14 protein-coding genes are annotated in these 13,871 nt (G+C 61.8%); 9 read left to right on the top strand and 5 right to left on the bottom strand.

Annotation, left to right across the window (positions count from 1 at the left end; all coding sequences use genetic code 11):
- The first annotated feature begins 24 nt into the window (after positions 1-24).
- Positions 25-879 carry a hypothetical protein gene (locus tag E0E00_RS03715; protein WP_242622118.1) on the top strand — a complete coding sequence of 285 codons (855 nt, stop codon included), beginning with the start codon at positions 25-27 and terminating at the stop codon, positions 877-879.
- 215 nt (positions 880-1,094) lie between these two features.
- Here the strand turns inward: E0E00_RS03715 and E0E00_RS03710 are convergent, their stop codons facing one another.
- From E0E00_RS03710 to E0E00_RS03700, 3 genes are all read right to left on the bottom strand, one after another.
- Positions 1,095-1,661 carry a helix-turn-helix domain-containing protein gene (locus tag E0E00_RS03710; protein ID WP_207302645.1) on the bottom strand — a complete coding sequence of 189 codons (567 nt, stop codon included), beginning with the start codon at positions 1,659-1,661 and terminating at the stop codon, positions 1,095-1,097.
- A 113-nt stretch (positions 1,662-1,774) separates the two neighbouring features.
- Positions 1,775-2,104, bottom strand: coding sequence for a nuclear transport factor 2 family protein (locus tag E0E00_RS03705; protein ID WP_130811224.1), 330 nt, complete (start codon positions 2,102-2,104; stop codon positions 1,775-1,777).
- Between the two features lie 186 nt (positions 2,105-2,290).
- Complete coding sequence (locus E0E00_RS03700) at positions 2,291-3,658, bottom strand: B12-binding domain-containing radical SAM protein (RefSeq protein ID WP_207302644.1); 1,368 nt, start codon at positions 3,656-3,658, stop codon at positions 2,291-2,293.
- A 228-nt stretch (positions 3,659-3,886) separates the two neighbouring features.
- On the opposite strand from E0E00_RS03700, the gene E0E00_RS03695 reads away from it, so the two are divergent.
- The 6 genes from E0E00_RS03695 to E0E00_RS15155 all read left to right on the top strand — a co-directional run bounded on the left by E0E00_RS03695 (position 3,887) and on the right by E0E00_RS15155 (position 8,641).
- Complete coding sequence (locus E0E00_RS03695; protein ID WP_130811223.1) at positions 3,887-4,759, top strand: MurR/RpiR family transcriptional regulator; 873 nt, start codon at positions 3,887-3,889, stop codon at positions 4,757-4,759.
- A 275-nt stretch (positions 4,760-5,034) separates the two neighbouring features.
- Positions 5,035-5,346: a PTS fructose transporter subunit IIB gene (locus tag E0E00_RS03690; protein WP_130811222.1), complete on the top strand. Its 312-nt coding sequence runs from the start codon at positions 5,035-5,037 to the stop codon at positions 5,344-5,346.
- 58 nt (positions 5,347-5,404) lie between these two features.
- Entirely contained in the window at positions 5,405-6,529 is a 1,125-nt protein-coding gene (locus E0E00_RS03685; RefSeq protein WP_242622117.1) for a PTS fructose transporter subunit IIC, read from the top strand.
- A 77-nt stretch (positions 6,530-6,606) separates the two neighbouring features.
- A complete protein-coding gene (locus tag E0E00_RS03680) occupies positions 6,607-7,467 on the top strand; it encodes a class II fructose-bisphosphate aldolase (RefSeq protein WP_130811221.1) in 861 nt (286 codons plus the stop codon).
- Positions 7,468-7,515: 48 nt separating this feature from the next.
- Positions 7,516-8,418: a ketose-bisphosphate aldolase gene (locus E0E00_RS03675; protein ID WP_130811667.1), complete on the top strand. Its 903-nt coding sequence runs from the start codon at positions 7,516-7,518 to the stop codon at positions 8,416-8,418.
- A gap of 88 nt (positions 8,419-8,506) precedes the next feature.
- The gene (locus E0E00_RS15155; protein WP_256386399.1) at positions 8,507-8,641 is read left to right on the top strand and encodes a hypothetical protein; all 135 of its coding nucleotides are present in this window, start codon (positions 8,507-8,509) and stop codon (positions 8,639-8,641) included.
- A 381-nt stretch (positions 8,642-9,022) separates the two neighbouring features.
- On the opposite strand, the gene E0E00_RS03665 is transcribed toward E0E00_RS15155, so the two are convergent.
- On the bottom strand, positions 9,023-10,273 hold the full coding sequence (locus E0E00_RS03665) for an IS256 family transposase (protein ID WP_130811220.1): 1,251 nt from the start codon (positions 10,271-10,273) through the stop codon (positions 9,023-9,025).
- 257 nt (positions 10,274-10,530) lie between these two features.
- Between E0E00_RS03665 and E0E00_RS03660 the strand changes: the two genes are divergently transcribed.
- A complete protein-coding gene (locus tag E0E00_RS03660; RefSeq protein WP_130811219.1) occupies positions 10,531-11,148 on the top strand; it encodes a DUF6088 family protein in 618 nt (205 codons plus the stop codon).
- A complete protein-coding gene (locus tag E0E00_RS03655; protein ID WP_130811218.1) occupies positions 11,132-12,127 on the top strand; it encodes a nucleotidyl transferase AbiEii/AbiGii toxin family protein in 996 nt (331 codons plus the stop codon). Before E0E00_RS03660 ends, E0E00_RS03655 begins: the two co-directional genes overlap by 17 nt.
- A gap of 319 nt (positions 12,128-12,446) precedes the next feature.
- Here the strand turns inward: E0E00_RS03655 and E0E00_RS03645 are convergent, their stop codons facing one another.
- Entirely contained in the window at positions 12,447-12,695 is a 249-nt protein-coding gene (locus E0E00_RS03645) for a hypothetical protein (RefSeq protein ID WP_207302643.1), read from the bottom strand.
- Between the last annotated feature and the right edge of the window lie 1,176 nt (positions 12,696-13,871).

The following is a 13,871-nucleotide window of genomic DNA, read 5'->3' as shown; positions in this document are numbered from 1 at the left end:
CCGCTTATGGTAACGAGGAGAAGCTTGCTGGCCGCATCCCTGGGGCTTGTCGGGGGCGCCCTCGGCCTCGCGGGCTGCGGCTTGCTGAGGAAGGGGGAAGAGGTGCCCGACATCACGATATCGAGCGGCGGGGACGCGCTCGCCTACGCGCTCCCGGCGCTGGGGGAGCGCTACGGCGAGGCGTTCTCCCAGGCGGAGGGCACGGAGGTGACGTCCTACGTGCCCGACTACACGGACGAGCTCATCTACGAGCTCTGCGCCAGGCCCGACTCCGACCCGTCAAAGGTCTTCGGCTGCGAGGTTCCCGTCAACCTGGATACGGGGACGCTCCGGTACAATCTCTGGGACGACTACACCCAGTACCGCTTCAAGGGCCAGATGGAGGGGCCGTTCCTGGAGGTCGTGCGGGGGCTCTCCGGCCTCGCGGGCTACAGCGTGCAGATGGCGGAGCCCTACATAGGCGACCGCGACTGGCGGCCCGACGAGCTGGACGCCTACGTGAACAACGGCCTCACGCACCCGCGCGTGGACGTGACGCTCATGATGCCCGCGGACGGCACGGAGGGCGAATGGGCGGGTACGATCCACGAGTGCCTCGAGGGGATATGGGGGCTCGGCCAGCGCATGTACGTGTACGCGGGGCTGGAGGGCTACGACCCGTACTCCGCGCAACTCTACATCCTCGACTCGACGCAGAACGAGGTCCGGGGCCGCGACCCCGAGCCCCCGTCCGTCGGCCGCATCCTCGAGCTGATGTGGCCGGACGTGGTCTACAGGGACGGCTCCGAGACCTGGGACGGCACGGGGGACGCCGGGGACCCGGGCTACGTCAAGCACCCGCAGATCACCTGGTACGACGGCCACCCCGTGATGCCGTAAGCATCGCCTGAGGCGGGCCCCACGGACCCGTCGATTGTGACCACGCTCCAGCCCTTCGGATTTATAGCGCTCTGGCAGGAGAGCGCTGCTTGCTGTGTAGGCCGTCCCCCAATTTATATGAATAGGCTGGGGGAGGGGAAGGTTTGACGCGGAGCGATCGCGAGGCCGTGGCGACAGGTCGCGTCAGAGGCGTGGCTCGCCTCATGCTCCAGCCCCTATGTTCTCTCGATGGGCGCCCACAGCTCCATCTCGTAGCCATCTGCATGCATGTCTCCGGGGCCATACGCCTCGAAGTCCGGTGCACACCAGGTAGTTGATTTGTCTCCGGGCACTCCGAGCTCTCGATGGCCTCCCGCATGAGACCCGCCACCGTGAAGGCGGGCTTTCTCTGGATGCTGACCTTCATCTCTTCTCCTCCCCTGACGCTGAGCGCCAGCCGCAGTTTGGACATAACCCGAAAGGGCCTCCCGTCCCTGACCTCGGAGGGGTATGGCCATGGAACTCCTTGAATGCCGCAGCGACGAGTCCGGCGAGCCGAAGCCATGGCGTAGCGCCACGTCGATGATCCGCTCCTCGGATGAGCGCAGGTCGAACGCGGCTTCCGTCAGCCTGCGTCCGCGAATGTACTCCGACAGCGTTATCCCCGTGAAGATGGAGAAGACCCTGCTGAACATCGCGCGGGAGTATCCCGATAGGCGGCGTATCTCCCTATCATCCGCACTCTTGCCCAAGGTCGCGTCGATGTAGCCCACCGTCCGGTTGAAGTCCTCCATGACGCCCATCTCCCACCTCCTCGATTAGGACTGTACGCGCATCGGCTCCCGCCGTCCCGAGCCGTTCCGTACGAATCGCATGGGATATGGGCGACGGCGCGAGGCAGCGGATTCGATCCCCGTCACCCTAGAAGGAACTCGTGCTCGCCCCTGATCCTGCCATCCTCGAAGTCGAACACCTCGAACGATCTCGCGCCGTCGTCATCGATCAGCAGGACTGCGATTCGCTCCCCACGAGCCGATTCGTGCATCTCCTCCACGCGGAACCGCGTGTTGGAATCGCGGTAGGCATCCTGCATGACCCGCAGGTACTCCTCGATGCCTTGGATCACCCGCTCGTGCTCGGCATGCAGGTGCCAGACCACATCTGCATGCAGGAAGGTCCGGTAGGTTTCCCAGTCCCTGTCGTTCTCGGCTTGGAAGAAGCTCGCAAGCGTCTCCGCTGCTCCCATAGGCGTCTCCTTGTGAAGCGCTCAAGGCGGTTTTGGGTTTTCCATGGTGGAACTATAGGCCACGTTCCCTCACTGCATCATGATTCATCGGGACGATCGGACTGCTCCGCGTCGGTTCGGCGACCAGACGTGCGGGCTAGTCATCCGGTAGGGCGGGCAGCTCGCGGCGCATGCGAGCCCGCTCGCTCATCTGCCAGAAGAACTCGCCGAGAAACAGCACACGGTCGATGCCGCGCTCGTGCACGAGCGCGGAGAGCAGACGCCGCCACGAGTAGTACGTCTTGCTGCACTCGATGATCTCGCGCTGCAGCTGGCGCGCCGATATGTTGCGCGGCCGTGCACCACGTTGCCCACGCACTTCTCCCAGTCCGTGTGCAAAAGCTCGTCCTTGTACTGCTCGAAGGCGGGCGTTCCCGGGATGAAGTACATGGATTGCAGCAATATGCCCTGGATGCCGTTGTCCATGGCGAAGCGCGCGACTGCCTTTCCCACGCCGGGTCGGTTGCTCTGCGCTCCGAATATGAACAGCCCGCGCACGCGCAACCCGTGCGCCCGGATGTTGGAGATTGCGCGCTCTATATCGCTTTTCGAGCTGCGCTTGTGGAACTCCCGGAACGCGTCGTCGTCGATGAACTCGATGCCCAGCGCCAGCTCCACGAAGCCCGCCCGCACCAGGCGCTCCAGCATCTCGTCATCGAAGCCCACCTCGTAGCGCGCTTGGATGGTGAAGTGGTAGTCGACGTCGCTCTCGATGATGGCGTCCAGCACCGCCAGCGCCCATGGGCGGTCGGCGAAGAAGTTGTCGTCGGTGAGCCAGAGTACCGTGGCGATGCGGTGGCGCCCCTCGTCGTGAAAGGCGATGCAACGCCTGATGTCCTCCACCACGCTCTGCGGGCTGCGCGTGCGCACATGGTGCCCGTACAGACGCACGAGCGAGCAATAGTCGCAGTTGTGCGGGCATCCGCGCGAGGCGTGCACCTGCCCCCACAGCGTATTGTGGCCGGCCATCCTGTGGTAGCGCCACACCAGGTAGCGATCGGGTATCGTGTCGATGTCATGCGGCGGGGCAGGCATGCCCGTGCTATGGAATGTCCCATCGGCGTCAAGGTGCGCCACGCCGGCGAATGCGGGCTCCTTGTCTGCCTGGAGCGCGTCCAGGAACTGCAGGATGGTCTCGTCCCCCTCGCCCAGAAGGACGTAGTCGGCGTGCGCGGCGGCCTCCTCCGGGCACATGGTGGCATGAAGCCCGCCAATCACCACCACTGCATCGGATTGCTGGCGAATCTTGTCGGCAATCTCGTAGCCGCGCGGTGCGGCGAACGTGAACGCCCCGATGAACACGACGTCGGCGTCAAGGCAGTCATCCCAGCGCACCTTCGAGATGGACTCGCTGTACATGAGCGTGTCGGCGATGCGGCGGTGCACGATGGTGGCGAGCGTCATGAGACCGACGGACGGGTTGCGGATGTAGCGGTCGTACACGAACAGGTTCAGCGGCGTGCGTCGGTACGGTGGTGCCCCCGGCTCGATGAACCGCACCTTACGGACGTCCATACGCCTCAACTCCCCAACACCAGAACGCATCTGCGCAGATTGTACCGCAGCATCGCGCACGATGCCGACAGTGTCCCGTCTGCAGATTACGAGACGCCGTATCGCGCCATGGAATTTTTCCGTCCGTCTACGTTCCAATGACAAGATACTTTCTGAAACAATGTTACATTATATCCAAACTATGAGAAGAGGCACATTCCGCCCCTTCACGATGGACGGAAGTAGCCTATGAGCCCACAGGGAAGCGCCGTTAACACCATATGCGCAGCTTACGAAGTGCTGTCTGACACCGAGAGGAAGGTTGCGGACTTCATCATCCAAAACGTTGGCGAGGTCGCGAAGCTCTCGGTTCGAGACATCGCCTTGCGAAGTGAGGCGTCAAGCGCAACGGTATCCCGCTTCGTTCGGCACATCGGTTACGAGAGCTTCTCAGACCTTCGGCTGGCGATTGCCTCGGACCAGGCAGGGGCTGACGTTCCGGAGGGGAGTGAGGTGTCCGAGATCTCCCTCGATCAAATAGACGCCTCCATCAGCTACATTCTTGAGAATAAGACTCAGGAGCTCAAGGGTACTGCGGAGCAGATGAGCTCGGACAACGTCAGTAAGGCATTGGGCCTTATCATGAACTCTGACAACATCCTGTTCGCAGCTGTTGGCAACTCTATTCCCATCTGCTCTAACTTCGCGTTTCGCCTTGGCCAGATTGGAATTCGGGCAAACTGTCCGGTCAATACCGAGGTCATGATTCTTGACTCCCTGTCGCTGAGGCGCAACGACCTGCTTTTTGTGGTCTCGTCATCTGGCTATTCCCATCGTCTGGAGACCATCGTCGACAATGCGGAGGATTCTGGAACTCCCATAATATTCATCACGTCGAACCCGACCTCTGTGCTCGCGCTCCGTTCCGATGTGGTCTTCACCGCCGTCATGCGTGATCCAATGCTTGCTGGGCCGCAGTTCTCGACGCATGTCCCAGAGAATTTCATTGTTGAGACACTGTTCATGTTCCTGCTTGCGCACGGGAAGAACGTTAGGGAGCACGTCCGAATGGAGAGGAAGAGTCTCGGACGCGATAAGGAGAATACGCCCACGCTCTACTAGGACATCTGATAGGACAGCTAAGTTCTCACGACAGTCAGGCGGCCTGCCATACCCCATCTTGGCAGGCCGCCTTTTCTTTTGGCTGCCCCTCTATGTTCACGAGTCGTACGGATGCCGTTCGTCCCCAAAATCCGACCGTCGATACAAGGAGGAAGTCTGTTGGAATGTAATTCCAAAAAAATATGTAACATGAAACGCAATTACAAACATCGGTGGAGGGCGAACATAACTGCGCAAACGGATGTTACGTGGAATGACAAGGAGAGGAGAGATACATGAGAATCGTCGGAGTGTGTGCGTGCTGTAGCGGTATTGCCCATACCTACATGGCCAAGGAGGCCATCGTTAAGGCCGCCAAGGCGGCAGGTGACGAGATTCACATGGAGACCCAGGGCACCATTGGGGTCGAGGACGAGTTGACTCCGCAGCAGATAGAGGATGCCGACTGCGTGCTTCTGTGCGTTGATGTGCACATCGAAGGGGCTGACCGCTTCAAGGACAAGAAAATCATGAAGATCCCGACGGATCTGGCGATCAAGGCACCCAAGCAGATTGTGGCGAAGATTCACCAGGAGCTTGGCAAGTAGGCGTTGGAAGGACGTCGTACGTGTAGGAAAGCGTCTCTATATGGAAGGGGAATGTGCAATGGCTGAAGAGATAGAGAAGCCGAGGAAAAGGATGAGGAAGGTCGGTATCAAGGCACCAATCCTTACTGCAATTAGCTATCTTCTCCCCCTGGTCGTCGCATCCGGTCTGCTGATTGCAATCGGTAACCTCACGGGTGGTCAGAGTGTGACCACGCTCGAGGGAATCACCGTTCCCTCCGCTCTCACCACCATCGGTGTCTTTGGCATGGGTCTGCTGCCTTCGTTCATCGCAGGCTATATTGCCTATGCCATCGCCGATCGTCCCGGTCTCGCTCCTGGCTTCCTCATGGGTCAGGTTGCTTCGTTCCTTGGTGCCGGCTTCCTGGGTGGCATGATTGGCGGCATCGTTGCTGGATACATCGCCCTTTGGCTTGAGACCTACCTTACCGTTCCCAAGTGGGCGCAGGCCCTTATGCCCATGATGATTATCCCCACGCTTACCGCCATTGCCGCCGGGCTCATCATAGTCTTCGTCCTCGGTGGGCCTATTGCTGCCATCACCGCAGGCCTGACCGCGTTCATCAAGGGACTCGACTACAGTCAGAAGTTCGTTACCGGTTTCATCCTGGGCTTTATCCAGCACCTCGACTACGGTGGGGCAATCTCCAAGGTTCCTAACCTTATCTGCGATGGCATGATGGCGGACGGCATCTACGGTCCCGAGGCGGTCAAGGTTCTCGGCTCCATGGTTCCCCCCTTCGGCGTGTCGCTCGCCTTGCTGCTCTCCAGATATGTCGTGAAGAAGCCCATCTTCAAGCTATCCGAGGTCGAGAACATCAAGATGGCCTTCCCCATGGGCGTCTGCATGATTACCGAGGGCGTCATCCCCATCGCCATGAACGACCTCGTCCGTACCGTTATCAGCACCGCTCTCGGTGATGCGGTCTGCGGTGCCATTGCCTTCTCGATGGGTGTCGAGTCCATGGTCCCCTCTGGTGGAATGTTCGTCGTCCCGATGATGAAGAACCCCGGCTGGGCCCTGGTCGCCCTTCTCACCGGCTCGCTCGTCACCGCGCTGCTCCTGGTACTCCTGAAGAAGCCCCTGAAGCCCGATGAGGTCGATGACCTCAATGTCGTGAAGGAAGAGGAGGAGGTCGACCTCTCTGGTCTGAGCTTCAGCTAAGTCCCGGGGATGCGGGGCTTCGACCTTGCGCCCCAGCCAGTTCTGCCACACCACACTTCACTATTGAGAGGTCTGAAATGTATGAGTCTATGCGTGACATGCTCCAGAAGGCAAACGAGGGGGGCTACGCCGTCATGGCGATCAATGCCTTCAATCTCGAGTCCGCTGCGGGAGTTATCCATGCTGCCTGCAAGATGCACGCACCGATCATCATCGACCTGCTGCAGGAGCACATCAAGCGGTACTTCGATGGCGACATCCTGACGGGGCCCATCGTCAGGATGGCCCAGAAGGTGCCGGTTCCCGTTGCCATCAACCTCGATCATGGCAGCGACGTTGCCCACCTCAAGCGCTGCCTCCACAACGGCTTCTCTAGCGTGATGGTTGACGCCTCCGCCTATGGCTTCGATGAGAACGTGAGGATTACCAAGTCCGTCGTCGAGCTTGCACAACAGTATGACGCAAGCGTTGAGGCCGAGATTGGCAACATGGGTCTGGTTGGGGAGGGTTCTGGTTACACGGACGAGAACATGTACACTGACCCTGATGCGGCCATCAACTTCATCAAGAAGACGGGTGTGGATGCCCTTGCCGTTTCGTTTGGGTCTACGCATGGCGACTACCCGGAAGGCTACGTTCCCACGTTCCACTTCGACATCGTCGAGAAGATCAAGAAGGAGACGGGCATCCCCCTGGTGCTCCACGGTGGCTCGGGTTCTGGCTCCGAGAACATCAGGCGCTCCGTCGAGTGCGGCGTCAACAAGATCAACGTTGGAACGGACTACATGATTGCCCAGCGTACTTTCATCGACAGCGCCCTCAGGCAAGATTCCGAGTACGACTACCCCGAGCTGCTACACCACTCCTACCTTGCGGGTTCCAAGGTCCTTGAGAGATACATCGAGCTGACTGGTTCCAAGGACAAGGCGCTCTGGTAATTGTGCTAACTCAGCAATGATCCCTCATTCGAGAAAGGTTAGATGGCAATGCTTCTTAACATGAACCAGATGCTTGAGGTGGCTCAGGCCAACCACTTTGCAGTGGGTGCCTATAACGTCTCCGAGTCCAACCTGTTCCGTACGGTCGTCGAGGCCGCCGAGGAGAACGACTCTCCCGCGATCATCGCCGTGCACCCCACCGAGCTCGAGTACTGCAAGGACGAGTTCGTGAAGTACATGGTCGACCGTATCGGCAACAGCCCCGTTCCCTTTGTCCTGCACATGGACCATGGCGATTCCATCGAGTCTATCATGCGTGCCGTGCATGACGGCTTCAGCTCCGTCATGCTGGACGGCTCCCTACTTCCCTTTGAGGAGAACATCGAGAAGACCGCTGAGGTCGTGCGCTATTGCCACATGGTCGATGTGTCCGTTGAGGGCGAGCTTGGTACCATTGGCACGACTGGTGTGACCATCGAGGGTGGTATGACTGAGGTTAAGTACACCAATCCCGACGATGCCAAGGTGTTCGTCGAGAAGACTGGCGTTGACACCCTGGCTGTTGCCATCGGCACCTGCCACGGTCTGTATCCCAAGGGTGTCACCCCCAAGCTGCGCATGGACGTTCTCCAGAGCATCAAGGATGTCGTCGACATTCCGCTGGTCCTCCATGGAGGCTCGGGCAACCCTGATTCCGAGGTGGCCGAGGCCGTGGAGATCGGCATCGAGAAGGTCAACATCTCCTCCGACTACAAGAACGCGTTCTTCACGAAGGCCCGCGAGATTCTTGCGCAGCCCAACAGCGGCTGGGATCCCAACAACCTGTTCCCCGCGTGCATCGAGGCCGGCAAGCAGGTCATCACGCACAAGATGCAGCTGTTCGGCAGCGTTGGCAAGGTTGCGCTATACCGTGAGCCAGGCGTTAGGCAGTGGAGGGCAGGCCTCGAGTAGGTGGTTCCCAAGGAACGACCCCGACGGCCCAAGAGCCGCGGGGTCGTTTTCCATCCCGATGCGTTTGCTGAGTCACGAGGTGGCTGGCGTGAGCAGGATTGGTGGCATCGAGGCAGGTGGAGCCAAGATGGTTCTTGCCGTGGGTGACGGCGAGGGAGAAGCGCCTGAACGCGAGCAGATTCCCACAACCGACCCAGCGCGGTGTGATGCATGGGCTTTCTGAAATCGGACAGCGTGATGCTCGGGTAGTATGCGGACAGCAAGACGAGTTTCTTTGGATGTAGCCCTCGTTTGACGATAAGCCCGTCGACATCGCCCTGCTAGTTCCCAACAGCCAGGCTGGCACCACGCATCTTAGACTTCTTTTCAAGACTGCGGTGCTGCCTATGGATGATGGCCTCAAGAAGCCTGTCTTACAGAGACGGCATAGCAAATCAGTGGGAATGTTATACAGTCATAAATATGCGGATATGCTTATATGTCATGTAAAAAACTATACGAAAACATTTTATTATGCAGATTACAAGGTAGTGTCGGAAATGTTGGTGTTTGCGCCTGCCCGACGGGGCGGCCGAACGCCTAGAATCCATCGACCATCATACCATCACGCCACCCTCCATCCGGCGTCGGCTAGCTCTATCGCCGCCTGCACGACCTCGAGGCCCCACTCCCTCGACTCACCGGTGGGCTCCCGCTCGGCGTGGGCCGGCTCCTCCAGCCTCGCGAGCGACTCCGGCACGATCCAGTACCTGCCCGACCAGTCCTCGTCCTGCTCGGCCATCACGGCGCCCATGGGCCTGATCATGGACTCGGCGCTCGGGAAGACCTGCACCACCCGCGACCTGCGCCTTGTCTCGCGGTTCGTGCGCTCCTGGCAGTCGTTCGTCCGGATGCGGCGCCTGTGCTCGGCCGGGAAGTCGAGGTAGGCGAGCGCGCCGGCCTCGGCCTCCCCGAGCAGGCTCCCGGCCTCCTCGGACATCGCGCCCACTGCGTCGGCCGCAGCGTGGTAGGCGGCGCGGACCACGGCGGGGTCGGACTCCCGAAGCACCGCCTGCAGCGCCTTGCCCGCCATCGCGCGCTGGCGCTCGGTCTTGAGCAGCGAGCACACGTTGCGCTCCAGGTGCACGATGCAGCGCTGCCAGGCCGTTCCCGGGAAGCACTCTGCCATGGCGCGCCTGAGCCCCTCGTGCGCGTCGCCCGTGACGCACCTCACGCCCGCGACGCCGCGCCTGCGCAGGTCGCGGCAGAACCCGAGCCATCCGGCGTGGGTCTCGGTGCCGATCGCGGAGAATCCCACTGCGCGGCGCACGCCGTCGGACCCGCAGGCCATCGCCGCGGCGACGGCGGCGGACTGCACGCGGCCGTCCCGCCTGCGCCTGGTGTAGGTGGCGCCCGGGAACAGGTAGGGGAAGTCCAGGCCCTCGAAGGTGCGCGAGGCCAGCGCCGCAACCCCCTCGTCGAGGCTCCCGCATATCGCGCTCGCCTGGTCGGCCGAGAGGCGGTCGATGCCCGTCCTCTCGGCGACCCTCCGCACCTTCCTGGTGGAGACGCCGTTGGCGTACATCCCGGCCACGGCCGCCGCGACGGCTCGGCCCGCGCGGCTATAGCGGCCGACTATTCCCTCGGGGAAGCAGGTTCCCGCGCGCAGCTTGGGAATCCTCATCGCGATCGGGCCCACCGCCGTGACGAGCCCGCGCTCGCGGTAGCCGTTGCGGACGTTCGCCCCATCCTCGCAGAGCGCATCCGCCTGCGCGTCCATGACCGCGCCCGCCATGGTCCCCAGAAGCACGCGCGCCAGCTCGCGCAGGTCGGCGCTGCCGTCCGAATCGGTCGGAATCTGCTGTAGGGAATCCATTGCGGTCGTTGCCCTTCCTCGAATCCGTTTTCGTGGCTGATGCAGATTCTAAGGCGGCGGCCGTTTCCCTATCTAGGGGCGCAAACACCAACTTTCTCGACACGATTGCGATTGGAAGGCGCGGTTGCTTTCGAGCACATGCGCGCATGCTTGGGACATCGAGGGGCGCAGGCATGGTGCGAAGGAGGATCGAGGCTGTTGGGCAGTGCTTGATGAAAAAGGCATATACTTTTTTCATCATGAAAAGGAGGACCAGCATGACGGAGGCGGAGACCATCGCCGAGCGAATAGAGAGCATCGGAGCCGGCAGGGCCTTCACGGCTGCCGACTTCTCTGACATCGCCGGTCGGCGCAACGCCGCGAACGTGCTTGGGCGCATGCATGCCAAGGGCGGGCTCGCGCGCGCCGTCCACGGCGTCTACTACGTGCCCGAGAGAAGCGCGCTCATGGGCGCCGAGGTGCCGGCCAGCGCCGACGAGGTCGTCCGCGCCATCGCTCGGGCCAACAAGTGGGTCGTTGCCCCATCCGGCGATGCTGCCCTCAACGCGCTGGGCCTCGACACCCAAGTGCCTGCCAAGCTCGTCTACGTCAGCAGCGGCCCCTACAAGCGCTATGGGTATGGGCCCTATGAAATCGAGCTCCGGCACCGCGCCAACCGCGACTTGCTCGACTGCTCACAGACCACCTGCACCATCGTGCAGGCCCTCAAGGCGCTCGGGCGCGAGAACGTGGGCGACGAGGAAATCGGAATGCTCGCGCGCAGCCTCACGGAGCGGCAGGCCGAAGCGTTCCTGGAAGAGTCGGCAGGGCTCACCTCCTGGGTGGCTGACGCCGCGAAGAAGATATGGGAGGCAAAGCATGGACCGGATCGCTAAGGCCTCGGCCGACGAACGCAGGCTGGTCTTCGAGGCCGCCGCGCAGAGGATGGCGCTCGCGCCGGCCGTCGTCGAGAAAGACTTCTGGGTGTGCTATACCCTCGACCACCTCTTCCATAAAAGTGGCTTCGCCGAATCCATGGTGTTCAAAGGCGGCACGAGCCTGTCGAAGGCGTTCGGGCTCATCGAGCGCTTCTCCGAGGACATCGACCTCATACTGGACTGGCGGCTTCTGGGCTACGGCGCCGACGAGCCGTGGGAGCCGCGCAGCAACTCGGCGCAGGAGCGGTTCAAGGCCGACAGCATCGAACGCACGAACGCCTTCCTGGCCGACGTCTTCGCCCCTAAGCTTAAGGCCACGCTCTCCGAGTCCCTCGGCGCCGAGGCGTTCGTGGGGTGCGGCGACGAGGAGGAGACCGTGTACTTCGACTACCCGCGCTCGTACGAATCGGCGGGAACGCTCGACACCATCAAGCTGGAGATCGGCCCCATGGCGGCGTGGTCGCCCTCCGAGGAGGCTACGATTGCCCCGTACGCGGCCGACGTAGTGCCGTTCGTTGCAGAGCTATCAACCACAGTGCGCACCGCGAGCCCAGAGCGCACGTTCTGGGAGAAGGCAACCATCCTGCACCAGGAGGCCAACAGGCCCGAGGGAAAGGCCATGCCCAGGCGCTACTCCCGCCACTACTACGACATGTACCGCCTCGGACACTCGTTCGCACTCGACCGTGCCGTCGCACAGCCCGACCTGCTCGCGCAGGTCGTCAGGTTCAAGGAGAAGTTCTACCGCACGCCGTGGGCCAGGCTAGCTGATGCCAAGCCCGGCACGCTTAGGCTCGTCCCGCTGAAGGGCAGGCTCGCCGAGCTCGCGGCCGACTACGCCTCGATGCGGCCGATGCTGTTTGGCAGCTACCCGAGCATCGAGGAAGTCATCGCCTACATGGCCGAGCTCGAGGAAGCCATCAACGGGCACAGCTGAACAAAATCGCTCCCGTATCGGAGCGCCTGTCCGAACCGACGAGGCGGCGCGAACCGCGCGATGACTTGCCTGCCGAGGGCGAAGCGCCCCGATGTAGGCGTCCACGGACGCCTTCGAGACCAGGAGCTTCCTGCCGAGCCTGTACGAGTCGATCTCTCCCGACCAGATGAGGACATATGCCATGTCCGGGTGCGTCGGTGGCGGCCGTCTCGGACAGGCCCTCGCTCTTTACTGTGACCCCGGTGTGCCCGGCGATCTGCGCGAAGGTGAAGGCGTCGGCCTCGGGAGCCATCTGCGTGCGCATGAGCTCAGCCCCGTCCTAAACGAAGCAGTCGTTCACGCCGGCCCGCTCGACGTCCATCATGTCGGTGAACAGGCGAATGCCTCGGTCGTAGTTGAAGGTCTTGGTCTCGAACTCGTAGGTGATTGAGCATGTCTTATAGTCTACGCTGTGGGTGTAATTCCCCGGGCCGATGACGGAGATCTTCGAGATCATGATCTCCTTGGCGTTATGGCCCGTGTGGACCATGCGGCGGCCGGAGCTGGGTACGCCGGAGGATCCCGGCACGCTAGTAGACTTCGTCGATGACCGACACGTAGTTGCGTGCGAATGCGATGTTGTTAGGCATTGTTCAGCCCTTCCTCTCTGTCAGTGGCTCTTCTTGTCGTCGGAACCGTTGGCCAAGCCCCGCAATCTCGCGCCAGTGCTTGTGCGTCTTGCCCTCGTCGCGGGCGGCTCTCGCGTTGGGCAGGTCGGTCGTTCCACTGCTCCGGCGCCGCCCTCGGCGCCTCCCGTCGGCCCCAAAGAGCCAAGGCTCGGCCTCCTTGAGCTTGTCCACGTCGTTGTCGTGGTCTGCGAGCAGGGGCGCGTGTGGCCTTTATGTTGCGCACGCCCGCGAGCTGTAGCTTGAAGCCGATTCGGTCGCTCTCGGCCTGGCCCTTCACCTCGGCCATCTCGCCGCACAGCTTCCGTGGTCTTGGCGGCCTCGGCCACCTGGCCCTCCAGCTCGGCGATGCGAGCGTCGCGGTCTGCGATCTGCTTCTCCCAGCCGGTACCGGAGTTGTCGGTCACTTCTCGCTGGGCCTGCGTGCCTTCCTGTTGCTGCTCTTGCTGCGCCTGGCTCTCCGCACTCTGCGTGGTTTCCTGGCTGCCATTCTGCTTACCGTCCATGATTACCGCCTTTCGTTATCGAGGGCGGCCAACATGAAGGCAGCCCGCCAACCTGCGATGAGGTTAGTGGGCTGTCACAACTTCGTTGTTATGCCTAGTGTCGAGTGCTACGCTCGTGCGCTCTCGTCTGTCTTCGCGTCATTGAGAACACGCGGTGCGATCTTTGCCTCGAATTTCATGAGACGATTCAGCTGCTTGTCCAGTTGCTTGAAGATCTCTGCCTCGCTCATATCCTCGTTGACGTTGCAGTCTGAGGTGGCGTACGGAACGTGGTAGCTCCAGTTCACGCGCTTGGGGCGAGAGGAGGCGTGCCAGGAGGTCCGGTCCAGCGCCCTTCCGGTTCAGCGAGATCCAGCTCTTGAAGCTCTCGCTGCCGTGCACCACCTCGTAGAAGTAGTGGTTGCGCGTGCCCCACGAGCTGTTAGCCTCCTCGGTGTCGGGCAAAGCCTCGGACATCCCGGGCGTGGTGAAGCGCGTATATGACTTGTTGCACTTGTTCCTGTCGAGGACGATCATGCCCTCCGCATCGCGCTGTTCCGCCCAAGCGAATATGGTGGCAGCGAGTGAGGACGC

The sequence above is a fragment of the Olsenella sp. Marseille-P4559 genome, assembly GCF_900605015.1.
GTDB lineage: Bacteria > Actinomycetota > Coriobacteriia > Coriobacteriales > Atopobiaceae > Tractidigestivibacter.
This window is presented reverse-complemented; position numbering and strand designations above follow the sequence as displayed.

Bases quoted from the DNA above. Each gene is read 5' to 3' on its own strand.
- E0E00_RS03710 (WP_207302645.1), bottom strand. From the start codon at position 1,661: ATGGGCGTCATGGAGGACTTCAACCGGACGGTGGGCTACATCGACGCG.
- E0E00_RS03705 (WP_130811224.1), bottom strand. From the start codon at position 2,104: ATGGGAGCAGCGGAGACGCTTGCGAGCTTCTTCCAAGCCGAGAACGAC.
- E0E00_RS03700 (WP_207302644.1), bottom strand. From the start codon at position 3,658: ATGGACGTCCGTAAGGTGCGGTTCATCGAGCCGGGGGCACCACCGTAC.
- E0E00_RS03695 (WP_130811223.1), top strand. From the start codon at position 3,887: ATGAGCCCACAGGGAAGCGCCGTTAACACCATATGCGCAGCTTACGAA.
- E0E00_RS03690 (WP_130811222.1), top strand. From the start codon at position 5,035: ATGAGAATCGTCGGAGTGTGTGCGTGCTGTAGCGGTATTGCCCATACC.
- E0E00_RS03685 (WP_242622117.1), top strand. From the start codon at position 5,405: ATGGCTGAAGAGATAGAGAAGCCGAGGAAAAGGATGAGGAAGGTCGGT.
- E0E00_RS03680 (WP_130811221.1), top strand. From the start codon at position 6,607: ATGTATGAGTCTATGCGTGACATGCTCCAGAAGGCAAACGAGGGGGGC.
- E0E00_RS03675 (WP_130811667.1), top strand. From the start codon at position 7,516: ATGCTTCTTAACATGAACCAGATGCTTGAGGTGGCTCAGGCCAACCAC.
- E0E00_RS03665 (WP_130811220.1), bottom strand. From the start codon at position 10,273: ATGGATTCCCTACAGCAGATTCCGACCGATTCGGACGGCAGCGCCGAC.
- E0E00_RS03660 (WP_130811219.1), top strand. From the start codon at position 10,531: ATGACGGAGGCGGAGACCATCGCCGAGCGAATAGAGAGCATCGGAGCC.
- E0E00_RS03655 (WP_130811218.1), top strand. From the start codon at position 11,132: ATGGACCGGATCGCTAAGGCCTCGGCCGACGAACGCAGGCTGGTCTTC.